The organism is Cupriavidus sp. U2 (assembly GCF_009663685.2).
Lineage (GTDB): Bacteria > Pseudomonadota > Gammaproteobacteria > Burkholderiales > Burkholderiaceae > Cupriavidus > Cupriavidus necator_C.
Genome location: NZ_RCOG02000024.1, coordinates 51707 through 76521, shown reverse-complemented (window position 1 = coordinate 76521; position 24815 = coordinate 51707). Strand labels below are relative to the sequence as shown.

Annotated in this window: 23 protein-coding genes; 5 read left to right on the top strand and 18 right to left on the bottom strand. The window is 65.5% G+C overall.

Features of this window, described 5'->3' with window-relative positions:
• Positions 1-474 precede the first annotated feature (474 nt).
• Together leuA and D9X30_RS17920 are read left to right on the top strand one after the other, a co-directional pair.
• Positions 475-2163 carry a 2-isopropylmalate synthase gene (gene leuA / locus D9X30_RS17925; RefSeq protein ID WP_194946547.1) on the top strand — a complete coding sequence of 563 codons (1689 nt, stop codon included), beginning with the start codon at positions 475-477 and terminating at the stop codon, positions 2161-2163.
• Between the two features lie 354 nt (positions 2164-2517).
• Complete coding sequence (locus tag D9X30_RS17920; protein WP_502799647.1) at positions 2518-3174, top strand: OmpW/AlkL family protein; 657 nt, start codon at positions 2518-2520, stop codon at positions 3172-3174.
• A 171-nt stretch (positions 3175-3345) separates the two neighbouring features.
• On the opposite strand, the gene D9X30_RS17915 is transcribed toward D9X30_RS17920, so the two are convergent.
• Positions 3346-4836 (bottom strand): AMP nucleosidase, encoded by a 1491-nt coding sequence (locus D9X30_RS17915; protein WP_153948663.1) that lies wholly within the window; start codon positions 4834-4836, stop codon positions 3346-3348.
• Positions 4837-5085: 249 nt separating this feature from the next.
• Here D9X30_RS17915 and D9X30_RS17910 point away from each other — a divergent pair, with 249 nt between their 5' ends.
• Positions 5086-5475, top strand: a complete 390-nt coding sequence (locus D9X30_RS17910) for a GNAT family N-acetyltransferase (protein ID WP_101684913.1) — start codon at positions 5086-5088, stop codon at positions 5473-5475.
• 47 nt (positions 5476-5522) lie between these two features.
• Here the strand turns inward: D9X30_RS17910 and D9X30_RS17905 are convergent, their stop codons facing one another.
• The 9 genes from D9X30_RS17905 to D9X30_RS17865 form a co-directional block, all read right to left on the bottom strand.
• A complete protein-coding gene (locus D9X30_RS17905) occupies positions 5523-6266 on the bottom strand; it encodes an NADPH-dependent F420 reductase (protein ID WP_228770978.1) in 744 nt (247 codons plus the stop codon).
• A gap of 305 nt (positions 6267-6571) precedes the next feature.
• On the bottom strand, positions 6572-7387 hold the full coding sequence (locus D9X30_RS17900) for a hypothetical protein (RefSeq protein ID WP_153948664.1): 816 nt from the start codon (positions 7385-7387) through the stop codon (positions 6572-6574).
• Positions 7388-7612: 225 nt separating this feature from the next.
• Positions 7613-7960, bottom strand: coding sequence for a hypothetical protein (locus D9X30_RS17895; protein ID WP_228770979.1), 348 nt, complete (start codon positions 7958-7960; stop codon positions 7613-7615).
• A 387-nt stretch (positions 7961-8347) separates the two neighbouring features.
• Entirely contained in the window at positions 8348-8701 is a 354-nt protein-coding gene (locus D9X30_RS17890; RefSeq protein ID WP_153948665.1) for a hypothetical protein, read from the bottom strand.
• The gene (locus tag D9X30_RS17885) at positions 8691-9932 is read right to left on the bottom strand and encodes a deaminase domain-containing protein (protein WP_194946541.1); all 1242 of its coding nucleotides are present in this window, start codon (positions 9930-9932) and stop codon (positions 8691-8693) included. Before D9X30_RS17885 ends, D9X30_RS17890 begins: the two co-directional genes overlap by 11 nt.
• Before the next feature lie 77 nt (positions 9933-10009).
• Positions 10010-10354: an ESPR-type extended signal peptide-containing protein gene (locus tag D9X30_RS17880; RefSeq protein WP_153948667.1), complete on the bottom strand. Its 345-nt coding sequence runs from the start codon at positions 10352-10354 to the stop codon at positions 10010-10012.
• Between the two features lie 497 nt (positions 10355-10851).
• Positions 10852-11832, bottom strand: coding sequence for a Bug family tripartite tricarboxylate transporter substrate binding protein (locus D9X30_RS17875; RefSeq protein WP_153948668.1), 981 nt, complete (start codon positions 11830-11832; stop codon positions 10852-10854).
• A 44-nt stretch (positions 11833-11876) separates the two neighbouring features.
• Positions 11877-12227 (bottom strand): AtuA-related protein, encoded by a 351-nt coding sequence (locus D9X30_RS17870; protein WP_153948669.1) that lies wholly within the window; start codon positions 12225-12227, stop codon positions 11877-11879.
• Positions 12228-12239: 12 nt separating this feature from the next.
• Complete coding sequence (locus tag D9X30_RS17865; protein WP_153948670.1) at positions 12240-13604, bottom strand: acyclic terpene utilization AtuA family protein; 1365 nt, start codon at positions 13602-13604, stop codon at positions 12240-12242.
• Between the two features lie 172 nt (positions 13605-13776).
• Here D9X30_RS17865 and D9X30_RS17860 point away from each other — a divergent pair, with 172 nt between their 5' ends.
• Entirely contained in the window at positions 13777-14679 is a 903-nt protein-coding gene (locus D9X30_RS17860; protein WP_153948726.1) for a LysR family transcriptional regulator, read from the top strand.
• A 30-nt stretch (positions 14680-14709) separates the two neighbouring features.
• Here the strand turns inward: D9X30_RS17860 and D9X30_RS17855 are convergent, their stop codons facing one another.
• From D9X30_RS17855 to D9X30_RS17820, 8 genes are all read right to left on the bottom strand, one after another.
• Positions 14710-15489, bottom strand: coding sequence for an SDR family oxidoreductase (locus D9X30_RS17855; protein WP_153948671.1), 780 nt, complete (start codon positions 15487-15489; stop codon positions 14710-14712).
• Positions 15490-15552: 63 nt separating this feature from the next.
• On the bottom strand, positions 15553-16695 hold the full coding sequence (locus D9X30_RS17850; RefSeq protein ID WP_153948672.1) for an ABC transporter substrate-binding protein: 1143 nt from the start codon (positions 16693-16695) through the stop codon (positions 15553-15555).
• A 318-nt stretch (positions 16696-17013) separates the two neighbouring features.
• Complete coding sequence (locus D9X30_RS17845) at positions 17014-17526, bottom strand: DUF1269 domain-containing protein (RefSeq protein ID WP_153948673.1); 513 nt, start codon at positions 17524-17526, stop codon at positions 17014-17016.
• A 166-nt stretch (positions 17527-17692) separates the two neighbouring features.
• Complete coding sequence (locus tag D9X30_RS17840) at positions 17693-19129, bottom strand: acetate kinase (RefSeq protein WP_153948674.1); 1437 nt, start codon at positions 19127-19129, stop codon at positions 17693-17695.
• 66 nt (positions 19130-19195) lie between these two features.
• Entirely contained in the window at positions 19196-20362 is a 1167-nt protein-coding gene (locus tag D9X30_RS29720) for a hypothetical protein (RefSeq protein ID WP_153948675.1), read from the bottom strand.
• Positions 20363-20375: 13 nt separating this feature from the next.
• Complete coding sequence (locus D9X30_RS17830) at positions 20376-21074, bottom strand: C39 family peptidase (RefSeq protein WP_153948676.1); 699 nt, start codon at positions 21072-21074, stop codon at positions 20376-20378.
• Positions 21071-21532, bottom strand: a complete 462-nt coding sequence (locus tag D9X30_RS17825; protein WP_153948677.1) for a hypothetical protein — start codon at positions 21530-21532, stop codon at positions 21071-21073. Before D9X30_RS17825 ends, D9X30_RS17830 begins: the two co-directional genes overlap by 4 nt.
• A 176-nt stretch (positions 21533-21708) precedes the next feature.
• Positions 21709-23277 carry a hypothetical protein gene (locus tag D9X30_RS17820; RefSeq protein WP_153948678.1) on the bottom strand — a complete coding sequence of 523 codons (1569 nt, stop codon included), beginning with the start codon at positions 23275-23277 and terminating at the stop codon, positions 21709-21711.
• Between the two features lie 695 nt (positions 23278-23972).
• On the opposite strand from D9X30_RS17820, the gene D9X30_RS17815 reads away from it, so the two are divergent.
• The gene (locus D9X30_RS17815; protein WP_153948679.1) at positions 23973-24755 is read left to right on the top strand and encodes a GntR family transcriptional regulator; all 783 of its coding nucleotides are present in this window, start codon (positions 23973-23975) and stop codon (positions 24753-24755) included.
• Positions 24756-24815 lie beyond the last annotated feature (60 nt).

Below are 24815 nucleotides of genomic sequence, written 5' to 3'. Positions count from 1 at the left end.
AGCCCACAGATCGGGTGGAATTCATCCGTTCGGGGTAAGGCTTTGACGTGCGGTGCCTCGCATTCCATGCCGAATCAGACTTGTCAGACGATATGCCGACGGTTGACGCTGTGGCCCGTTTTGCACTACCCTCATCCTGTTCGTCCGTGCCAGATGGCGCGACGATATCCTTCTCGCACGATGCCAGCCAACGCCTTCACCCTCCGCCACGCCGCAGATGCCTCGCGCATCGGTGCCGCCGTGCGCGCGCGTGTTGAAGGTTCGCTGGCCGCCCCGACGTCGTGCCGCGCCCTGCTGGGCGCTTCCTCGCTACTGCTAGGCCTACCGATCGGTTGCCGGGCCTAGCGCCCCGTGGCAGTTCGGCAGCCTTTCGCCACCCTTTTTCCGTTTTCCTGTTTTTCCGTTCACACGAAGCCCTCGTATCGCGAGCCGCTTCCTGATGCTTCCTTAGCGAGGAAGGAGATACCCATGCCCATGTTGCGCAACCCCGCCGCCAAATACCGTCCCGCCACCGTTGTCGATTTGCCCGACCGCGCGTGGCCATCGCGCCAGATCACCCGCGCACCGCGCTGGATGAGCACCGATCTGCGCGACGGCAACCAGGCGCTGATCGAACCGATGAACAGCGCCCGCAAGCTGCGCTTCTTCGAACAGCTGGTGAAGGTCGGTCTCAAGGAGATCGAGGTCGCGTTCCCGTCTGCATCGCAGACCGATTTCGATTTTGTCCGCATGCTGATCGAGGAAGACCGCATTCCGGACGACGTCACCATCGTGGTGCTGACGCAGGCGCGCGATGACCTGATCCGCCGCACCGTGGAATCGGTGCGCGGCGCCAAACGCGCCACCGTGCACCTGTACAACCCGATCGCCCCGGCCTGGCGGCGCATCGTGTTCAATGCGTCGCGCGACGAGATCAAGGAGGTGGCAGTGTCCGGCACGCGCCTGATCCGCGAGCTGACCGATGCCATGCCGGAAACAGCCTGGTCGTACGAGTATTCGCCGGAGACCTTCAGCCTGGCCGAGCTCGATTTCTCGCTGGAAGTGTCTGACGCGGTGTCGGCCGTCTGGCAACCGGATGCCACGCGTCCGATGATCCTGAACCTGCCGACCACGGTGGAATGCAGCACGCCCAACATCTTTGCCGACCAGATCGAATGGATGCATCGCCATCTGGCGCGACGCGAACACATCGTGTTGTCCGTCCATCCACATAACGACCGCGGCACCGCCGTGGCCGCCGCGGAACTGGCCGTGATGGCCGGCGCCGACCGCGTGGAAGGCTGCCTCTTCGGCAACGGCGAACGCACCGGCAACGTCGATCTGGTCACGCTGGCACTGAATCTTTACACCCAGGGCGTAGACCCCAAACTCGATTTTTCCGATATCGACGAAGTGCGCCAGTGCGTGGAACACTGCAACCAGCTGCCCGTGCACCCGCGCCATCCGTATGTGGGCGACCTGGTCTTCACGGCCTTTTCCGGCTCTCACCAGGACGCCATCCGCAAGGGCTTTGCGCAGCAGAAGCCCGACGCCATCTGGGAAGTGCCCTACCTGCCGATCGACCCCGCCGACCTGGGCCGCAGCTACGACGCGGTGATCCGCGTGAACAGCCAGTCGGGCAAGGGCGGCATGGCGTACTTGCTGGAGCAGGCCCATGGCATCTTCATGCCGCGCCGCCTGCAGATCGAATTCAGCCGCGCGGTGCAGGTGATGACCGACCAGACCGGGCTCGAAGCCAGTGCAGAGGACCTCTACGCGCTGTTCCGCCGCGAATACCTCGACGTAGAGGCGCCGCTGCGCTATGTGTCGCACCGCATGGTGTCGACCCGCGACAACGCGGTGGAAATCGAGATGGAAGTGACACGCGACGGGCAGCCCGTGCGGGTGCGCGGTGCGGGTAACGGGCCCATCGACGCCACCGTCGATGCGTTCTCACGCGGTCTGGGCATTGCCGTGCGGGTGATGGACTATCACGAGCACGCCATGACCACTGGCGCCGATGCCAATGCGGCCTGCTATGTGGAAGTTCGTGTTGGCGATTCGCCGACGGGCTTTGGCGCCGGCGTGGACGCCAGTATCGTCACGGCATCGCTGAAGGCCATGGTGTCGGGCGTCAACCGGCATCTGCAGGCGCAGGATCAGGACCAGGCCGAGGCGGCGTGATCCGCGGCTTGCGCTGATCGTCCGATCTGGCTGAAAAACGGTGTGCCCTGCCCCCACAGGGCACACCTGAAAAGACGTCCTGGCGGACGCCCACGACATGCGCGGTGCACAACCACGAGCCCACAGCGTACGGGCCGCAACGCGCGTGCGCCACGAATAAATCCGCATGTCCATAGAAGCATTCACCGCGTGTCGCAAGCCCCTGCCGGGCTGCGCCACCGCCGGTGTCGCGCATTGACGACGCAGTTCCATCCAATTTGCGTGGGCTGCACTTCACTTGTCCTGCATCAAGGTTTGGGGGCCTCGCTCAAGACACACTGGTCGCACTTTTTCGATGTTTTGTGCCTGACCAACATGACCACTGCAACTTCTCCCCGCCGCAAGACCCTCGTTTCCTCGATCTGCATGGCGCTCGCCGCCGCCACCTTCGGCAGCATTTCCGCGCCGGCCAGCGCCGCTGACGAAGCGCAGGGCAACTGGATGGTCCGCCTGCGCGGCACCTATCTGGACATGGCCAACAAGTCCGATCCCGTGGGCGGGGTGGGTGCATCGGATCGCATCCACGTCAACAACAAGTGGATCCCGGAAGTCGATATCACCTACTTCATCGTCCCGCATATCGCGGCCGAACTGGTGCTGACCATTCCGCAGAAGCAGGACGTAAGCCTTGACGGCACGAAGATCGGCACGTTCAAGCACCTGCCGCCGAGCATCCTGCTGCAGTATCACTTCCTGCCGAACGGTACGTTCCGCCCGTACGTCGGGGCCGGCGTGAACGCGACGCGCATTTATGGCGCCGATCTGGCCGGTGGCACGCTGGGCCTGGACAAGTGGAGCGTGGGTCCGGCCCTGCAGATCGGCATGGACTACAAGCTCACCAAGAACTGGTTCCTGAACGTGGACGCCAAGAAGGTCTGGATTTCCAGCAACGTCTACGCCAATGGTGTCAAGGTGTCGACCGTCAACCTCGACCCGTGGCTGTTCAGCGCCGGCGTGGGCTATCGCTTCTGATGGGTCTACGAAATTAAGGTTTTTCCGAGACTTTCCACTTTGTCTCCTCGAGGGAAGGCCGCCTAACCGCCGTCCTTCCCGCCTCACTGCGCGCGGCAATGCCGCGCGCTTTTTTATTTCTGTTTCCCGTCGAAGGGCGTGAGGCAGGCCTTGATCGCCGGGCCCCCGGCGTTAGCGGAACGCCGGTTCGTCGAAGCTGCGCAACTTGCGCGAGTGCAATTCCTCGACGCCGTTCTCCCGCAGGATGCGGATGGCTTCCAGGCCAATCGTCATGTGCTGGCTGACGCGCTGGCGGTAGAACGCATTGGCCATGCCGCGCAGTTTCAACTCGCCATGCAGTGGCTTGTCGGATACGCACAGCAACGTGCCATAGGGTACGCGCAGGCGGAAGCCATTGGCAGCCACGGCCGCGCTTTCCATGTCGATCGCAATTGCCCGCGACTGGTTGAAGCGCGCGTACAGCGCCTTCGACTTCAGCTCCCAGTTGCGGTCGTCGGTCGATACCACCGTACCGGTACGCATGCGCGTCTTCATCTCGGTGCCGGACAAACCCGTCACGCGGGCCACCGCTTCCTGCAGCGCCACCTGGATTTCGGCGATCGGGGGCACCGGCACCCACGGCGGCAGGTCGTGGTCCAGCACATGATCGTCGCGCACGTAGGCGTGGGCCAGCACGTAATCGCCCAGTTGCTGCGAGCGGCGCAGTCCGCCGCAGTGGCCCACCATCAGCCAGCAATGCGGCCGCAACACGGCCAGGTGGTCGGTCATGGTCTTGGCGTTCGACGGCCCCACGCCGATGTTCACCAGCGTCACGCCGAGCCCGTCCTCGCGCACCAGGTGATAGGCCGGCATCTGCGGCAGCGCCTTGGGGCGCGACGCGTCGTCAGGTTCGACGCCGCCCAGGTCCTGCACCACATCGCCCGGCTCGACAAACCGCACATAGCCGTCGCCACCATCCCCAGACATCAGGTTGCGCCCCAATGTCACGAACTCGTCGACATATCGCTGATAGTTCGTGAACAGCACGAACCGCTGGAAGTGATGCGGCGCCGTGCCCGTGTAGTGGTAGAGCCGCTGCAGCGCCAGGTCCACACGTTCGGCCGGGAACAGCGACAACGGCCAGGCTTCGCCCGGTGTGGGCTCGTAGGTGCCGTTGGCAATCGAATCGTCGATGCGGCTCAGCTCGGGCAGCACGAACGAGGCTTCCAGTTCGCGGGCCTGGGTGTAGCTGATGTCCGTGGTCGATGCCTCGATCACGAACGGCAGCGGAATCGGCCGGCGCGACAGGCCCACCACCACCGGCACGCGGTGATAGCGCACCAACCGTTCGATCTGGTCGCGGTAGTAGTCGCACAGCAGATCCGGCCGCGTGACCGTGGTGCCGTACACACCGGGGTAGGCCACCGTGCCCCACGACGGGCGGCTGTCGGTGACCATGGTTTCCAGGTTGACGGAGATGCCGAGATACGGGTAGCACGCGTGGGCCGCCGATGGCAGCGGCTTGCCCTTGGCAAACGCGTCGAAGCGCGCACGCACGGCCGCCACGGAGCTGTCGTAGATCTCGCGGATACGCGCCATGGCGCTATCGGCATGACTGAACTCGGCCAGCTGATCGGCCGGGTGTGCGGAGGAGAAGATGGGGGCGTTCATGGCAGCCATCATACCGCCAGCTTCCGGCGCGCGACAGGCCGTTGCGCGCCGCGCATCGGGACGCGCCCGTGCGTGCGGACGGTCGCATTTTGCGGACAAAGTTGTTTGACGCCGCCGCATCGGCTTCGCTACACTCTGCGCCGAAATGCGCGACAAATTGTCGCGACATATCGCGCGAAAACGCGGCGCAGCCGCTCTGCGCCCCCCACTTCTGGAGGGTCTGCATGCATGCGCTCCGGAATCACGCAGGAGGAATTGTCGATGGAAATCCGTAATCCGTTGCCCGCAGAGGTGGAGGCGGCCCGGCTGCTGCTGGCTGCCAACGGTTGGGAACAACGGGTCGGCAATCCCGAGCGGTTCGCGCAATTGATCGCCAACTCCCAACGCGTGGCGGTGGCGGTGGAAAACGGCGAGGTCATCGGCTTCGCCCGAGCACTCTGCGACGATATCTCCAACGGATACATCTCGATGGTCGCCGTGGCGCCACAGCATCGCCGCCGCGGCATCGGCCGCGCTTTGCTGCGCCACGTGATGGGCAACGACCCGGACATCACCTGGGTCCTGCGCGCGGCGCGCTCCTCGGAAGCCGCATTCTTCGGCCAGCTGGGCTTCACGCCATCGATGGTGGCCATGGAGTGGCGCCGGCGCTAACGCGCTGCCGCCCCCCACTAGCCCCGGCCAGCTATGGCCGGTCCAGACTACGGCTGGTCCATCGCACGGCGAAATTCTTCGGCAGTCCCCATCTGGCGGAACAGCTTGCCACCGGGCGCGAACCGGTCGGCACTGGATAGCCCCCCAACCACCACTGGATCGAACCCCGCGTCGCGCACCAGCCGGGCCGCCACGGACAGCGCCTCGGCGTCGTTGCCGGCCATCGGCACCGCCATCAGCGGCGGCTTGCGGTGGCTTTCGCGCGTGAACTCGGCCGCCCCCGTGAAATTGAACACGCGCACGATTCGCGCACCGGCCAGGTATTTGGCCGTGGTGGCGCCAATGCCGTTGGCCTTGACCTCGTCCACGATGGCGCCGTCGCGGGCCGCCACGGCGTTGGTGGCATCCAGCACGATCTTGCCCTGCCAACGGTTCTGCTGGCCCACATCCGGCACCGCACCGTACGGCACCGCCAGCAGGATCACGTCAGCAAATGCCACGGCCTGGGCGACGGTACCGGCCTGGGCCAGCGGCCCGAGCGAATCGGTCAGCGCCTTCAGTTCCTCGGGATGGCGCGACGCGAACATTACCGGGTGTCCCGCCTTCACCAGCAGGCTGCCCACCGCGCTGCCCAGCCGGCCCGAGCCGACCACGCCAATCTTCGATTTCGCCTTGCCCTGCACCGGCTGCGCCATGGCATGCCAGGCCGGCGCCGCCAGCAGCATGGACCACCCGCCGGCGATCACAAGCCTGCGCCGCCCCCGCGACATTCGTTGGAATCCGTGCGCCATTGGCCGCCCTCCGTTTGCCCCGCTCCGATCACTCTAGGCGAATCGCCAAGAAAAATCCGGGGATGTCGGGGCGGCAGGCTGTCACGGGTACGTCAGTCCTGGTTCATCGTCTGTAGCGCGGATATGTGCCGCATACGACTCACATGCCGAACTGCTGCACGCTTGACGTTCCGGCCGGCGCAAGCTGGCTTAGCCGCTGCGCCAAGTGCCGGGCGCTCAGAAGGCCAAGGCGAACACCCCAGCGCCTGGAGGCAGGGCTCGGGTGTTTTTGCTTGGGGCATCGCCCGGGGGCAATGCACGGCCGATCAGTTGGCCACGATGCCCGACGTCTCGGCCGACAAGGTGTCCACGCGCAGCAGCGGCAAGCCGCTCAGCTTGACCGGGCCGAGGCCGGGCGCCAGCCAGACAGTCGCCTCAAGGTTGGGAAAGTAGCTCCCCGGCTCACGGTCAAACCGGATCTTGACCTTGCACGTGTTGGCGTAGGACTTGCCCATCGCGGCCACGTCTTCGCGTCCAATGTATTGCACCGTCAACTGGGCCTTCCGATAAACGCCATGGGTAAACGCCGGCTGCGGATCGGTGGCCAACGCGGACTCCCGCTCCTCCGCCATGGTCACGGTGCGCGTCTCGTTGGGCTGCATGCCCAGCAGCGACAGCCTGGCCGGCTTGCCCGCAGCATCCTCATAAGTAAAGCGCCGATACTTGACCCAAGGCCCATCAGGATAGCCACGGTGCCCGAACTCGGTCACGCCGAGCGGGAACAGCACGGTTTCCGGATCCAGATAGATGCGAAAGTTGGACGATACGGCGTGGAACAGCGTGCCGCTGGCCTGAACGTCGATGGTATCGAGGCGCTTGCCATCGAACGTGGTCTGGCCGATGTGCTTGCCTTCGAACGTCACGACCTCCGTCACCGGACCGGCATTCGCCGACACGGTCATCTTCTTGCCATCCCCCATCGGCGTCAGGCAAGTCGCATCGAGCGGCGCCATCGTGTTTGCAGTGGAACCGGCGGTGGCGCCGTTGGTGCCGGCGCTGTTCGTGCCTTCCCCGTCCGAGCCGCCACAGGCGGCGATGACGGCGGCGGATGCCAACAGCGTAAATGCGAGCGTCTTCTTCATGGATAGTTGACCCCTTGCGGGCATTGAGAGAGCGGGCAGTCTGTGCTGCCCTGGGTTGGGAAATCGAAGGCTAAGTGAGAGAGGTCTGTTGGAATGCTGGACGGCTGAGGCCGACCGCGAGTGACCGGCAGCAGCAATGTGAGACCGTTTGAAAGACATCGGCGTAACACGGGCCAGACGGGGCGTTCGCACCCGCCGAGGCACCGGGAATCATCTGGGTTGGTGTTACTCGACCGTTGCGGGCGCGGGCTCGACTGCCGACTCGGCTGCGGGTGCATGCAGTGGTGCGGTCACCGGTTCGGCGGCTACAGCCTCTGCCGACGACGCATCCTTCGGCGGGCCCTCGTCCTTTACGACATAGGACGGGTCACGCACCCACCGGGCCATATCCTTGGCAATCACGATGGCGCTGCGATCCAGGATCGAGCAAGTTCCCTTGAACGCGCCCCAGAATCCGCCGATAGACCAACGATTTACCTTCGTATTCCGGACGAGCTTGCCATCCTCGAGCAACTCGGCATTGACGGTGATGGCCTTCGGACCCGTCCACGCACCGCCGCCAATGCCGAGCACATGGGAATCTGAAGCCTTAGAACTTGCGACCCGCTGGTATCGGCGCCCGCCGCTACCGTGCCGGGGCCGCCTTTGTTGCGCTTGCGGAGGACGTCTCCCACCCGGGTGGCCAGCATGTCTTCGATATGGCATTCGTTTTTGACCTGCTGGACGACCTCGGAGCCGGGAGCGTAGGTTACCGGGGTTTCCAGGACGACGGCTTGCGTGGCCGCCATGGCGGTGGCGCTAGAGAAGGATAGGGCTGCGAAAAGGGGAAACTTCATGTTAAGTACGACTTGTTATATTGTCCAAAGGGAGTAATCGGCTTTGCACCATTGGCATGTCGCCGGCACCTAGACCGCAAGACCCTACCCCCGGAAAGGAAAACATGCGACAGCTTATCGAGGCTCAACGTCGTCCATAGCCCAAAATCCGCAAATCTTCTTCAAACTCATGCCGTTCCTCGTCCGAAAGACCCTCAATTTCCGCCCCGAGATCACAAGATTCTATCAATTTTTCCAAAATATCTCGGTGATAACTAACACCTATTCCACGACCACCGGACAGTATTAGAGTCAAAACTTCCAGCATTATTTTTTCAATGACAATGGAAAACGAATCCTTGAACTCGTCATACGCGAACGCATACTCGTACTCACCTTCCATCCAATCACGGCCATGAAATAATTTTGCTCGACAATAATCATAACAACAATCGAGAAGCCAACCCTTCATTTCACGGTACTTTGTTCTATCTTTCATTTGGAAACCTCAACGACGCCGCAAAACGATACATCTTGATAACATCAGAGCAGCTCCCACAAGGGGCTCGTTCAGTTAATAAATTAATCGTTCCAGATGCCTTCACATTGGCACCAAGAAGGGTGGCAATGTTATTCAAAATCTTAGCTTCGGAAGCTACTACTCGTCCGACAAGCCCTAACATCCTTTGGTCTGACGAGGGATTATCAATACGACTCGACGCGGCCATAGTTGTCGGCACGCCATCAATGTCGATCTTGGCAAAGCCCATATTGCCGCCTTTTCGTGCTGCGGATGGCAACCTGCTTCTAATCTCGCTGATTTGCTGAACCATAGATGCACGGCTCAACGTCTCCGAAACTGCTGAGCCGACCAACAATTTCGACGGCGCGCCAAAAAGCAACGTTGCGATTGCCTTGTCAGTCTCACTTATTGACGAAGCGGCACCACGAACGATTTCGTCCTGAGTAATTCCCGAAACAAGCTGCGCGATCTGTTTGTTGATGATTTCGACACTGCCAACATCGTCCTGATAGAGAACGGATGCCTTTTGCAGAGAGTCGATAGCATTCGCAATAGCGCCGAACTTATCGCCACAATCCAATTTGCACGGCTGGCCAACGTAGTCCAGAGCTTTTGTCACTGCGCGACTCGCGAACTCTCCTGGTGTCTTTGTGCCAAATCGAGCCTGTTGCTCTGGGGTCAAGGAGCCATTCGCATTACCGCCAGCAAGAGGCTTGTCCCACATCTCGTCCTTATTGAAAAGATTGCTCGGTGCGTTAGATGAGATGAATCGCTTAGCATCACGATCACTTGTGCCCGTGTCGGAAGCGAATTTGTCTACGTTCGCGTATCCAGCGGAAAGGAGCCGTTGGTAGGCGTCTTCATCACTGATGGTCTTGCCCGTTTCTCGCTCGTAATACTCTGCGAAAGCCTTGGCATTATCCTTCGCCCACTTGCGCTCATCCGGGTGCAGTTGCCGGTTGTAGGCATCCGCCATCCCAGCCGTCCCCGCCGCCGCATTACCTCCAATCGCACCGGCCACAGCCGTACCCACCGACTGCAACAGCTTGTCCTTCGTAGCCGGATCAACGCCGAGACTACCGAGGTTCTCGTCCAGCATCGCAACCGCTGCAGTCGCTGCGGCCACCCCGGCCGCGCCCGTTCCGAAGTCTCCGCCCAGGGCCTTGCTGACCAACCCGCCAACGAGTCCGTGGACGGCGACCTTCACGTATTCCGGCCGGTCCTTGAGCGCATTGCCCACCTGGTTGTAGATGATCGGAGCCGCCTGCTGGATCGTCTGGCCGGTCAGTTGTCGGAGCGCCTGACCTGCGGCAGCCCATTCGGCGTGTGGATCACCGTGGGACGATTGGCGCCGGCATTCGGGTCGGCCACGATCTGGGCGCCGGCCACCATCGGCAGCCCCATGCAGGCCCAGACGGCCAGCTGGATCGCCGGCACGCCGAGCCATGCCACCTCGGGCAGCGCATGGCGCGTGCTGCCGCGCTGTCCGCTCGGCTTGCCGCCTGCATGACCCGAAGCCGTCTCCGCTACGGCCATCAGCATGGCGCGTGGGCGGTTGAAAACAATGCGATAACAAAGCCGATTCATCGTGACCCGTGGCTCCGGCGTGGACGCGGCTTCTTGCATCATGCCGTGCAATTCCGGACGTTCATGACCCGATAATCTGCCAACCGCACGCAACGCCGCTTGTAACCGGATGTAAGCATCCAAAAACGGCTCGCAGGGTAAACCATGAATGGAAGTGATGGATACCCCCCTTCTTGCCTAGGCGCTTTACCTTTCCGATCACAAATCTGTTACGCCTGCAATCCCGCCGCCCGGAATGCCGCGCCGGTCAAGGGAGTGAGGAAGACGATTTCGCCGAAGCGCCAGAAACGAATATCGGATGTGCCTGATATGAGACTTTCTTAACTCTGATTTCGGTGATGTGCGGGGACAACGGAGTGCAACGATCTTGCGACAGGCGTACCCGTTTCTGCGAAGGCGGGACCGCTGTATCAAGGTGCGGGCGGGGTGAGGCAGGTGTAAGGGCAGGCTGGCTGGGCCGGCCTGCGTGGCCGTCCCGGTCCCTTCGTCCGCCTGGGCGGCAGGGACGAAAGGAGCGCGGGAGGAAGGGGGCTTCGGGCTTATTCGGGCTGGATGTTGGCGGCCTTGATGATGCGGCCCCACTTGTCCGATTCCTGGGTCTGGAACTTGGCCAGTTCGGCCGGCGTGCTGGTGAACACTTCGGTGCCGGTCGACTTGTAGAAGTTCGATGCCGTATCGCTCTTGGCGGCCTTGACCAGCATCTGGTTCAGCTTCGTGACCACTGCGGGCGGCGTGCCGGCCGGGGCATAGGCGGCGAACCAGTAGCTCATCTCATAGCCCTTCACGCCGGCTTCGTCGATGGTGGGCACGTCCGGCGCCAGCGGCGAGCGGGCCTTGCCCGACACGCCCAGCGCGCGCAGCTTGCCGGTCTTGACCTGCGGCAGGCCGGTGGCGGTGTCCGTGATCATCATCTGGATCTGGTTGCCCAGCAGGTCGGTGATGGCCAGCGGATTGCTCTTGTACGGTACGTGCAGCAGTTGCACATGGGCCATCTGCTGGAACAGCTCTCCGGCGATGCGCGACGACGAACTGCCGCTGCCGAAGCTCAGCTTGCCCGGTTCCTTCCTGGCCAGCGCGATAAACTCGCCGACCGTCTTGGCCGGCACCTGCGGGTTCACGACCATGATCTGGCCGCCGCGGCCCAGCGCCGACACCGGCGCGTAGTCCTTCACCGGGTCATAAGGCAGCTTCTTGAACAGGTGCTCGTTGGCGGCGTGGGTCGTGTTGGTGGTGATCAGTACCGTGTAGCCGTCCGGCGCGGCCTTGGCCACGTCGGAGGCGGCAATGAAGCCGTTCGCGCCGGGCTTGTTGTCCACCACGACGGTGGCCTTGCTGTCCACCGTCATGGCCTGTCCGATGGCCCGTGCAAGCTGGTCGGTGGCGCTGCCGGCCGCGAACGGCACGACAAAGCGGATCGGCTTGTCCGGGAAGTCCGCCCATGCGCTGCCAGCGGGCAAGGCCAGGCACGCGAACGTGGCGATAGCGGCGGCAACGGCCTGCGGCCTGCGAATTCCGTACATCTGTGTCTCCTCGAATCGTTTTGACATATGGGACGGCTCGGCACTCATGCGGCGCCGCCGGCGAGCCGCGGCGGCAAGGGGATCGGCAAACCCAGCAGCAGAAACGCCAGCGCCTTGCCGTGGGTATCAAGATTCAGTGCATCGTTGACGCCGCCGTCCAGCACGCCGTCGATCACGAAGTTCATGGCCTGGATGGACGGCACGACGTGGCGCTTCACGGCCCGGGGCTGGCGCGCGGCGAACAGCGCGCGCACGGCGTCTTCGGTGACATGGGCCACCAGATGGTCAAAATCGCGTGCGTCGTAGGCAATCACGCTGATGTTGGAACGGTCGCCCTTGTCGCCGGTACGGCCATGGGCGAACTGGTAGAGCGGCGCTTGATGGGTTGCGGTCATGGCGGGCTCCGGTCAGGCAGTCACGAACGAATGGGACGCCGCCACGGCCTGCCGCGGTACCAGGCAGGACGTGGCGTTCAGGCGCGTCCGTAGCGCGGTGCGTACGCCGCCACCGCCGGCCGGTCCGCAGGTATAGAGCGCGTTGACTTCGCGCAGCAGCGCCTGCGCCACGGCCTTGTCCTCGTGCGCCAGCGCAGCGCGCATGCGCACGTCGCGGGCTTCGGCCTCGCCAGGCTGTGGCGCGGCCAGCATGGTGCCGGCATCGTCGCCAAACACGCTCAGCACGCCGATCAGGTCGAAGCGGATCGGCACGTCGAACCCCAGCCCCTGCATGCGCTTGCGCACGATGTCGGCGGCCAGGCGCGCCCGGGCGGCGGCATTGGGGCCCGCGTAGGAAATCTCGCCTTCGGCAAACCAGCCGCCCAGGTGAAACAGATTGGCCTTCAGTTCCGCCGGCCGCGCATGGCCGCGGATATTGCGCACGGCCACGCGATCGGGGCCGATCTGCTCGACGGTGACCTGGCCGATATCGGCCACCACGTCGGGCGTCAGGTAGGCACACGGGTCATGCACTTCGTACAGTAGTTGTTCCTTGACCGTGCGCAGGTCCACGCAGCCGCCGGTGTTGGCCGCCTTGAAGATCTCGATGCCGCCGTCGGCGTCGAGCCGGGCAATCGGGAAGCCCACGTCGTGGACGTCGGGCACATCCTTCATGCCGGGGTCGGCAAAGTAGCCGCCACTGACTTGCGCGCCGCACTCCAGCAGATGGCCGGCCATGGTGGCGGCGGCCAGGCGGGTCCAGTCGTCCCAGGCCCAGCCGAAATGGGCCATTGCCGGGCCCACGGCCAAAGCCGGGTCTGCCACGCGGCCGCAAACCACCACCTGCGCGCCGTCGCGCAGCGCGTCGGCAATGCCCTGGGCGCCGATATAGGCGTTGGCGCAAACGAAGCGCGCTTCGGGAAATGCATCGCCGACGATGCCGCGCAGCATGGCGCGGCCGGCGTCATGCGACAGGTCGTCGCCCTCCACCACCGCCACGCGCGGGGCGGCCAGGCCCAGTTCGGCAGCCAGCGCCAGGATGCGGCGCGCGGCGGCGCGCGGATTGGCGGCCCCGAAATTGCCGATGATCGGGATGCGGTTGGCCAGGCAAAGGCCCAGCACGGGCGTCAGCAGGTGGTCCAGCAGCGGCTCGTAGCCGTGCTCGGGGTTGTCGCGGCGAGCCAGTTGCGCCAGTGCCAGCGTGCGCTCGGCCAGCGTTTCGAAAATCAGCGCCGCCGGCCCGCCGGCGGCGATCAGCGTACGCACCACCGGCAGGGCGGCGTCGGTACGGTCGCCGGAGAATCCGGCCCCGGACCCGATCAGCAGGGGAGCAGTCATGGGCGTTGGCAACGTCTGGAGAAATGACTCTTCGGCAATGGGTGCTGGCCAGACCGACCACGGTGGCCGGGTTGGCAGCGGTCTCATTCTAGGGCCGGGTTCTGCCACGCGAAAACGGATTATTTGGATTAATCTATCGACTTCCTGGATGAATCCGCCGCACTATCCCGCCATGCTGTCGAATCTCTCGGTCAAGCACCTGCGCGCCTTCGTGGCGCTGGCCACGCATCGCAATTTCACCCGGGCGGCTCAGGCCTGCCACCTGTCGCAATCTGCCTTCAGCACACTGATTCAGACGCTGGAAGACCAGGCCGGGAGCCGGCTGTTCGAGCGCACCACGCGGCACGTGGACCTCAGTGCCGACGGCAAGCGGTTCGAGGAAGTGGCGCGCCGCCTGCTGGCCGATTTCGAGAGCGCGTTCGAAGACCTGCGCGACCACGCGGAACGCCGCAAGGGGCGCGTGGCCATTGCCGCGCTGCCCTCGCTGGCGGGCGGCGACCTGCCGCCGCTGCTGGCGGACTTTCATCGGCGCTATCCGGGCATCTCGCTGGAGCTGTACGACCAGCTGGCCGATGGCTGCATCGACATGGTGCGACGCGGGCAGGCCGACTTCGCGCTGGCCCCCGCCCCGGCGCAGGACGCCGACCTGCGCGTGGAATCGCTGGTCCATGACACCTTCCACCTGGTGTGCCCCGCCGACCATCCACTGGCCACGAGGCGGCGCATCGCCCCACAGTCGCTGGCCGGGCTGCCGTTCATCCAGCTGTCGCGGACCAGCAGTGTGCGGCAGCACCTGGACGCCGCCATGCATCCGCTGAAGCTGCACGGGGTGATGGAGGTGGAGCACCTGGCCACGGTGGCCGCGCTGGTTCAGGCGGGCCTGGGCGTATCGGTGGTGCCGGCGCTGGCGCTGTTCCAGTTCCGGCGCGAGGGGTTGGCCATCCGGCCGATGCAGATGCCCGCGCTGGTGCGCGAGATCTGCCTGGTGCGGCTCAGGGAGCGCAGCGATTCGGCCGCCTCGGCGGCCATGATCGACGCCCTGCGCGCCCACTATGGCGAGAGCAAGCGGATCTGAATCGTCCGGGAGACCGGCGGCTTGCCGACGTCAGAAGTGGCCGAGGTAGCCGCCATCGACGGCCAGCACCTGGCCGGTGACGTAGGACGCGGCAGGCGAGGCCAGGAAGACCACGGCGCCCGCCACCTCGGCAGGCTGGCCCCAGCGGCCCAGCGACGTGCGATTGCGCAGCCATTCGGCCACGGATTCATCGTCCACCATGGCCTGGTTCGGCTCGGTGGCAAAGTAGCCGGGGGCCACGGCGTTGACGGTGATGCCGAACCGGCCCAGGTCTGCGGACATCGCACGCGTGAGCGCGTCGAGGCCGCCCTTGGTGGCGGGATACAGCACGTCGTTGGCGCGCGCCACCTGCCCGGCAATCGACGTCACGTTGACGATGCGGCCGTACTGTCCCTGCTGCATCAGCCGCGCGGCGTGCCGGCACAGCGCGTAGGGCGCCACGAGGTTGGTGTCGAGCATCGCGCGCAGGTCATCGGCATCCAGGTGCGCCATGCTGTTGCGATTGCGCGTGCCGGCGTTGTTGACCAGGATGTCGAGCCGGCCATGCCGGGACGCGATGTCTTCGAAGGCCTGCGCGATGGCGGCCGCGTCGGTGATGTCCAGCACGAGCGCTTCGGCCGTGGCGCCCTGCGCCTGCAGTTGCGATACGGCATCGGCCACGCGCTGCGCGTTGCGCGCGCAGACCAGCACATGCGCGCCGGCATCGGCCAGCGCACCGGCCATGGCCAGGCCAAGGCCCTGCGCGCCGCCCGTGATCAGGGCCACGCGTCCGGCCAGCGAAAAAGGATGAGCTGCGTTGGAAGTCGCCATGGCGGCAACTATACCGCAGCCCTCGGCCCGCGTTGGCGGCCGGCGGGGCGGGCGAGCCGCCGGTCAGCGGATCAGCTTGCCGGTCGACGAAACGATCGACATTTCCACGAAAGATGACCCGGTGTGACGCGTGGGGCTGTAGCTGATCAGGATGCCGCCCAGGTCGTAATCGCGCAGACCCTCCAGCGCGGCCACCAGCTTTTCGCGCGTGGGCTCGGGGCCGGCACGGCGCAGCCCTTCCACCAGCACCTTGGCCGACATGAAGCCCTCCATGCCCGCGTTGCTGGGTTCCAGTTTCTGGGCCTTGGCCAGGCCGCGATACTCGCTGGCAATGCTCATCTGGCTCGAATTCATGCCCGGCACCACCTGGGTGATGATCAGGCCCTTGCCATCGTCGCCCAGCTCCTTGATGAACGAATCCGCCGCGTTGTTGGACAGCGTGACGAACTGCGCCTCGCTGCCGGCCTTCTTCATCTCGCGGATGATCCGCGCGGCCTCCGAGCCGGAGCCGATCACCATCACCGCCTGCGGGTTGGTCTTGTTGACGCTGGCCACGCCCTGGCTGATGTCGCCCATGGGACGGTTGAACGACGCCGCGCCCGCCGGCTGCACGCCGCGCGCCTGCAACGCCGTGCTGAACCCTTCGAAGACGTCCTGCCCGAAGCCATCGTTGGCGTAGAAAATGGCGATGCGGCTCATGCCGGACGTCGCCAGGTGGTTGATGGCGCGGGCCACTTCGTCCTGGTACTTGGCGCGGACGTTGAACACGTAGCGGTTGACTGGCCGGTGCAGCGTGATGGCGCCCGTCAGCGGCGCGATCAGCGGCACCTTTTCGGCCCCGATGATCGGCAGGATGCTCTCGTTCTGCGGCGTGCCGCGCACCATGAACAGCGCGAACACCTTGTCCTCGCCGATCAGCTTGCGTACGTTGTCGGGCGTGCGCCTCGCGTCGAAGCCATCGTCGTAGGTCAGCAGTTCGATGCGCCGGCCGGCCACGCCGCCATTGGCGTTCACGTGGTTCAGGTACACCTGGGCACCCGCGATCTGTTCCTTGACCGATCCGGCCACGGGCCCGCTGACACCGGCCGACTGGCCGATCCGGATGGCTGACTTGGTGATGCCGGGTTCCGCATGCGCCGCCATGGACGTGAAAAATCCGAGCGTGACGGCAAACATGCCGCACGCGATGTATCGTGCGTTCCTCATTGTTGACCCCTCCTGAAGCTGCTGGCTTGAATTGTTTTGTGCCGCTGCCGGCCGCGCGGCAGTATGCATCGTCACGATGCACCACACGGCGGCATGGCGCAAAGTACCTCATCAGAGGTAATTGTTCAAACGCTGGAACAATCGAGGGCGGGGAACTGTTGCTGCGGCATCACACCAGGGCCTGATTGGTCCGTTGGCGGTCCGGTTTGGCCGCAGCGTGGCGCATGGGGGAACATGCGCCGGGGCGCGCCCCGTGGGCGCGCGAAGACGATCGGGATGGCAGCCCGGACACGGCGCGTCCGGCTGCCGGCGTACGGATCAGGGGAAGGCTGGCACCGCGGGATCGAGCCCCGCGAAACGGGCTTCCGGATGGGCCCTCTGCAGCAGCGCCTCGATTTCTTCCACGCGGCCGCGCGGCACGTCCACCATCAGCAAGAGCCTGCCGGCCTCGATGTCCTTCTCGAAGCCTCGCAGCCGGCTGTTGGGCGCCGAACTGCCGATCATGCTGGCGGCCCAGGCACCGAACACCGCGCCCAGCACGGCGAGCACACCGACCAGGCCCCATTGCGGCGTATCGCTGACGATCGGGAACATCGCCACCACGACCCCGGCCACGATACCGACGCCACCGCCCACCATCAGGCCCATTTCCGCCGCGTGCACGATGTCCGAGGTCTGGAACAGGTTCGCTTCGTGCAGGCCGGTCATGTCCGCGCCATCGCGGCCGACGAAGTGGATGTGACTGTTCTCGATACGGGCCAGCAGCAGGTCGTCCATGGTACGGCGCGCGCTTGCCAGGTCGGGCAACAACCAGAAGATCCGTTTGCGCATGACTTGCCTCCTCTGTCAGGCCGCCCCGGTGTCCGGGTCATCCGTCTGGGACGGTTTCGTTTCGTTCTACTCTCTCCGCAAGGACTGTGCAAGGTACCGAACGGCTGACTTGCGCACGAGGCGCGCCGGAAGAATTCCGGGCGTCACCTCGCGCCGCATCATGCGTTCAGAATGTGATCGGCAGGCGCACCGTCACAGTGAGATCGGGCGTGTCGCGCGTCAGGCCCGCGCCCACCGAAAGGTTCAGCGTGTAGCGGTTGTTGAAGCGGTACGAATAGCCCACCAGCAGCGTGCCCTGCGTAATGCGCACCGACCCCGGCACGGTCTGGCCGTTCTGCTTGGTTGGCCAGATGATGCTCTGGTCGTAGCCGATCGAGAACGACGCATGCTCGTTGAGCGACAGGCCCATGCCGAAGTTGAACTGGAAGATGTCCCCCGGCGCGATCTTGCCCAGGTTCTCGGTCTGGCCATTGAGCACCGTGCGGCTGACGTTGTCGCGCGCAAAGTTGTGCAGGTAGCTGAAGGTGCCGAAGAACACCGCGGGGTCGGTCGGCAGCAGCCACGTCACGCCGGGCTGGATCGCCTGGAAGCCCGTGCCGGTCGGCATGCCCAGCGGCAGCCCGGTACCCGTGGTGTTGCTCACGCAGCGGGTCACGCAGTCGGTCACCACCTCGAACGGATCGCGGCCCGTGTTCGACTTGTAGCGCAGCCAGCCGATGAAGAACGGCATCTTCTCGTTGCCGTAGTTGAGCTGGTAGCGCAGCGTCGCTTCCACGTCGCCCAGCCCGCTGCCGCTGGAATTGAACACGTTGTCCACGGCGGTGCCGGTGAACACCTCGCGGCTGACGGTGTCGCTGCTCGCATGCACGTACGGAATCTTGGCTTCGATTTCAAGCCGCTTGGTGATGCCGTAGCGGAAGGCCAGCGCGCCGACGTACGTGGACGTCTTGACCTGGCGCACATCGACCAGCCCGATCAGGATGGCGGGGATCACCGTGTAGCCAACCAGCGCCACACGGTCGCTGGACGAATAGCCGTACTGGAGGCTGGGTTCGACGATGATCTTGCCGGCGGGCGTCAGCACGCCAGGCTGGTCGAAGATCGGCGCGATCTCCGGCGGACGCGTGTCGCGCTCCGGCGGCTTGCCCACGGGCTCCTCGATCCCCGCGGCCGATTCGCCGGGCTGCGCGGCCTGGCCCTGCGGCGGCGCGTCAGGCGGCGCGGCTTCCGGGGCCTGCTGGGCCTGCACGCCTTGCTGTGCCGTGTTGTTGATCTGCGTGGCGCTGGCTGCCGCGCCCGCGGCGGCGGCGTTGGTCGCCATGTTGCCGCCCGTCACGCCGGCACCCTGCCCGCCGCGCTTGCGCTGCAGCGTCTCGCTGTCGACGGTGCGGCGCAGTTCGCGGATCGTGGCCTGCTGTTCGGCCAGCGCCCGCTTCATTTCCTCCAGCTGCCGGGCCTGGGCCGCCAGTTCCTTTTGCAGCAATTCAAGCCTGGCGGCGGCCGGCGGCCCCGCATCGGGCGGCGTCTGGGCCTGGGCCATGCCACCCAACAGCAGCATCGAGCATCCGGCATAACCGATGCCCTGCAGTGAACGCTTCTTCATGACGTCTTCCTCCCCCGGGGCTGCGGGCATACTGCGGGGCCCGCGCCTGTTCATGACTACACGCGACTACCTCATTGCGGCTGACCTTTGAAGAACGCTGTTCAGCGCGGTGTTGGCCATTTGTGTACGGAATGCGGCCAGGGTATTCACGCTTGCGTTGAGCGTCATCAGGCTTTGGATATTCTGGTTGTTGAGATTATTCTGGATCACAGTCCCGGGCATGTTCGATACCGCACCGAGGTTGGCCGTATTGCCGGCGCCGTTCTGGATCACCGTCAGCAACCCGTTGGTCACCACCGTGCCCGTTGCATTGGCCACGGCCTGCTGCGCCACGCCCGCCGCCCCGGCCGCCATGCTCGAGGCGCCCGTGGCCGCGGCGCTGGCCGTGCTGCTGGCCGTGCCTGCCGCACCCTGCGCGTTGGCTGCCGCGCCCTGGGCGGCGGCCACGGCGGGTTGTCCGGCTCGTCCGGCGGCGGCCACGGCGGCGTTGGCCGCGCTGTTGGCCGCCGTCACCGCCACGGTCACCTGCCCCAGCGCCTGGGCCAGCTGGCTGGCCTGCGCGGCGGTGATGCTGCTGACATCGGGAATGGTGATGCTGGTGGACACCGCCAGCGCGCCGTTGACGAACACTGCGCGATCGATGCCGAAGCCCACCTGCAGGCCCCCGGCATCGAAGCCGCCGCGTGACTCTTCAAGCCGCGCCTGCGCGACCGGCTTCCACTTGGCCATCTGCTTGCGCGCATCGGCCACCAGCGCACCGGGATCCCGCCCGGCCAGTGTCATGGCCACCGCGAGCGGATCCTCAGGGGGGTGATGCCGGGCCACGCTGGCCTTGTCGACCGGAACCACTCGCGCAGGCGCTTCGGCGACCGCTGCGACCACTACAGGTTCTGAAACGGGTTCGGAGACGGATGCTGCCCTGGCGGCGACATGGTCCGGAACAGTCGGCACGCCCGGCAATCGGGCCACCACGGAAGGCGAATCGGCCGCGGGTTCAGCCAGTGGCGCCAGTGCCGCCAGTTCGGTGGCGGCCGGCGGCGCGACCATGTCGATCGCGGTCGGAATCGCCACGGCGGCGTTCTCCACGACATCGGTGTGTTCCGTTTCCGTGGCCAGCGCGCCGGCGCCGGCATGCGCATTGCCAGCGCAGGCCAGGCCCGCGCCAAGCAGCACGGCAGCGGTGGCTTGACCGGCTGTGCGTCTGGGCGCGTTGGAATTGCTTGTCTGGGCCATGATGTTCCTCAGCTCAAAAATCAGAGGCGCCATGCTTGGGCATGACGGTGAAGAACAGGTTGTCTCGGGGTACTCCCATCCAGTAAGGGCCGCTCGGCGCGACACGCCAGTCCGCGGCCATGTTGAATCGCGCCTGCTCGGTGCGGTTGTGGATCACGAACAGCAGGCTGCTGTCCCAGATCTGTTCGAAGTGCGCGCGCTCCAGCGCACGCGTGCCGCGCGCCGGATCGCCAATCAGGACACGGTCGCCCTTGACGCCCTTCACGACGACGAAGTGGTGATAGCCGTTCTCGACGATCAGCACGATCGCCGGAATCTGCGCCTCCTCCAGTTTCGACAGCGGCATTTCGTAGCCGTCGGCCTGGAAGCCGCGCGACTCCAGGAACCGCTTCATGTCGAGCAGCGAAAAGCCCTCGGCGCGGATCTTCGCCTGGTCGCCGTTGACGTACATGTTGGCGAAGACCGTCTGCTCCGACGTCGGCACGTTGTACTGGTACGTCAATAGCGTGGCCACTGCCGCCGAGCCGCAGCTGAAGTCGTACTGCTGGCGGATCGTGGTCCGGAAACGCGCCTCGCGCAGGCTGGTGACCGGCACGTAGTACGAGTTGCCCTGGTCGCCCGGCACGCGGATCGTGTCGGCGTGGGCGGCCGCAATGCCGCCCAGCACCGCCATCGCGCAAGCGGTCTTACACAGCAGGCTGCGCATGATCATTTGAACTGGACGTTAAGAATGGTCGCGTTCTGGATCAGTACGTTGTTGCCCGTGTTCTGGATCACGGTCGGCAAGCCCGAAGCGTTCGAGAACGATCCTTCCGACACGATATTGCTGCCGGAGAATGTGTTGATGGCCGCGTTGTCGCCAACCGTGCCATGCAGCCGCATGTCGTTGACCACCACTTCGGCGCCACCGCGCACATCGTCGAGTTTCTCGGTCGCCACGGCAGCTGCGGACGTGCCAAATATGTTCAGTTTCGGACCTGTGGACGGCGCTGTCGCCGACACACTGGCCACCGCGCCGGCCACTGCCGTGGCTGCGCCCGTGTCACGGCTTGCGACCGCTACGGCCGTGGCGGAAGCCTCGGCGCCGGGCGGCCCTGCATTGGCCTGCATGAACGGCCAGGCCAGTAAGACTGTCGAGAGTGTCACGACAGTTGCGCGATGCGATCGCATGGTGCGTCTCCCCTCGTGCTCCGTGGACATGGCCCCCATCCGGACCATGACTTCGGACCTGCAGGCTTTCGACATGACAGCGCAAACGCAACCGCCGCGCCGCGCTGTCCTGTCATTCGATCCTGGCGGGCCGTGCCGCTCCGTGCGGAGCGGCACAGACCACGCGTCAGGACGGCTTACTTCCCAACTTGCATGTTGGCCTGCACATTGACGCTTTGTTGCACCAGCGATGCCATGCCGCTGTTCTGGTTGGCGATCATGATGCCCGCGGCCGATTGACCGACACTGGTCATGGCGTTGGACATGTTGAAGGTACCGGCATCGACATAGTTGGTACCGCCAGAGCCGCCAGCGCCACCGACCGCACCGTTGCCGGTACCGCCCGTGCCGCCCTGGCCAACACCGCCAGCACCGCCCACACCGCCAGCACCCGAGGTGGCGCCCACGGCGCCGTTGCCGGCCGTGGCGCTGCCATTCGAGGCCGAGGTCGATGCACCACCGTTGGTGGCAGTACCGCCCGCGCCGCCGTTGCCGGCTAGGCTGGTTTGCGCACCGCCGTTGCCGCCGGTACCCGAGCCGGCACCGCCCGTGGAGGCGCCTGCCGTCGCGGTGCCAGTACCGCCAGCGCCGCCCGTGCCAGTGCCCGCACCGGCGCTTGCCGTCGCCGCTGCGGCGCCGCCTGCCGCGCCTGCACCGCCCGTGCCCGTGCCGGTTGCGCCCGTGCCCGTGCCAGTGCCAGTGCCGGAGCCCGTACCGGTGCCGGAACCCAGGCCGCCAGCGCCGGCCGTTGCCGTGCCGGTGCCCGCATTGCCTGCGCCACGGTCATTCGACTGGTTCGATGAGCCGCTGCTGCCGCCAGCACCCAGGCCGCCGCCCAGGCCTGCGCCCAGACCGCCACCCAGGCCGGAGCCGCCGCTGCCACGAGCCGAGCCACCGTCGCCGCCCGCGCCGCCACGCGACCCGGAGCCTGCGCTGCCGCCCGCGCCCAGGGCAGAACCGCCACGGCCGCCAGCACTGAGGCTGGCCGACAGGGCATCGCCGCCATAGCCGCGGCCGCCGCTGCCGGCGCCGCCAAAGCCGGACGCCGCGCCGCCGGCGCCGCCGGTGCCAGCCGTCGAGCTGCCATTGCTTGCGGCACCCGCCGTGGCGCTGCCGTTGTTCGCCGCACCGCCGCTGCCGCCAGCGCCGCCATTGCCGCTGGCGCCGCCATTGCCGCCATTGCCGCCCGAGCCGCCTTGGCCCGTGCCGCCCGTACCATTTCCGCCTGCGCCGCCGGTCGCGCCGTTGGCGCCACCGCTGTTCGTGGCGTAGTTGCCAATGTTGGAGATGGCATTGCCTGACACCGTGCCGCTCAGCCTGCTGAGGGCCAGGGCCCGGCTGCTGTTGAACGAGTTGGTGAAGTTGGCGGTAGCGGAGCTGCCGTTGGCGGCAGCCGCGTTACCGTAGCCGGACATGTCCTGGTCGGTACGGTTGCGCGAGTTCGTGGCGGTCGACGTCCGGGTGGACGTCCGGTTCGACGTCAGCGTTGCCGTCCGTGTATCGGTGCTGGTGGAGGTGCTACGGTCGGAGTTGTCCTGAGTCGCAGTGGAATTCTCGTTGGCGTGGTTTCCCGGTCCGGACTGCGTGGAAGTCGCCGTGGCCGTCTGATCGTTTCCGCCTCCGGTGGTGTTGTTGTTCGTCGGATTCGCCCAGGCCGTGCCTGCAAAAACCAGGGTAATCGCCGACGCAAGTAAAGTCTTTTTCATACGAAGCTCCCAGGAAGTTTGTACTGCGGCTCAGCCTCCGGCCGGCGCTCTCGAGAACATCGGCTGGAGGTTCAGGTCCGGCACGGTGACCAGACCAGCCTCCCCTTGCGCATATTCAGTGCCAGCCCGCAAGCACATGGCAGAATTCCGTTGAAATACAACGGCTGCCGGACGCTCTGGAAGGAACTTTCAGGACGGATTCGCGCCTATCGGCCCGCGCGGGCCTGTGCTTGGCAGTAGACATGTCACAGGGCTGTGACACGGGTTCCGGCCGGTAGTCGGCCAACAGCCAACACCCCGCCGAAAACCGGCCTCCATTCAATGAGTTAGCGCGCACCTTCCCGCCAACCCGCATGGCCACGCGGCGTAACGGCCATGAAACAGGCGCCCGGCGATGATCTGTACGCCGCTCCAAGCGGTTGCGGCGATCCACGGGGTTCCGAGAGGTCATCCATGCGGCGGCACATGGGACAGGGTGCCCGCGGGGTGCCCGGACAGGCGATCTGCACGCGGGGGAATCGCATGGATCAGGCAGCGTTTCTTGCGGAACCTGGATGCTGCGACGGCCGCCTCCTTTAAATGTGTCGTAACACAGTAGCCGGGCCGCCGCAGCGGTGTTTCATGCTAGGCTCTATGTCTGATTTACAGTACATTAGTCGCGTCAACACTTGTTAGCGCATTCGCCAGGGCAAACCATGAGTGAAGCCGTCGTCCCCCTGTATCACCAGATTTACGTGGTGCTCCGCCAGCAGATCGTGGAAGGCCGTTTCGGCCAGGGTCCGCTGCCTGGCGAGATCGACCTCGCCAAACAGTTCCATGCGTCGCGCGTGACGATGCGTCGCGTGTTCGACCGCCTGGTGCAGGAAGGCCTGGTCCGCCGGCACCGCGGTCTGGGCACCTTCGTGAACCCGCACCCGGTCAAGCCCCAGGCCGCCGAGGAACGTGTCACCAGCCTGCTCGGCACCATCATCGACATGGGCGAGAAGACGGCGGTCAAGGTCATCTCGATCGACGAAGTGCATGCCACGCCAGAAGTGGCCGAGGCACTGCAGATCCAGGCGGGCGACCCCGTCATCAAGATCGTGCGCGTGCGCCACTACAAGAGCCGGCCACTGTCGCACATCACGACGTACCTGCCTGCCGACCTGGGCCGCCCGCTGGCGCGCAAGGACCTGGAGTCCACGCCGATGCTGCGCCTGCTGGAAGCCGCCGGTGTCGAGCTGGGACGCGCGTCGCAGGTGCTGACCGCGCGCCTGGCCGATGTCGTCGTGGCACCGCTGCTCGACGTCCCCGTGGGCGGCGCGCTGCTGGCGGTACGCCGTGTGGTGCTGGACAAGGCGGGGCGCCCGGTGCAGCTGCTGATGGGCCAGTATCGTCCCGACCGCTATGAGTACCGGATGGAACTGTCCCCCATGGGCGGCGGCGACAGCGCGAACGTGTGGGTGGAAAACGAAACCCGCACCGGCCTGCGCGACTGATCGCGGCGCAGGGATATCCCTGCGCCCCAAAGCCTTTTCCGGGCCAGACATTTCGGGCCA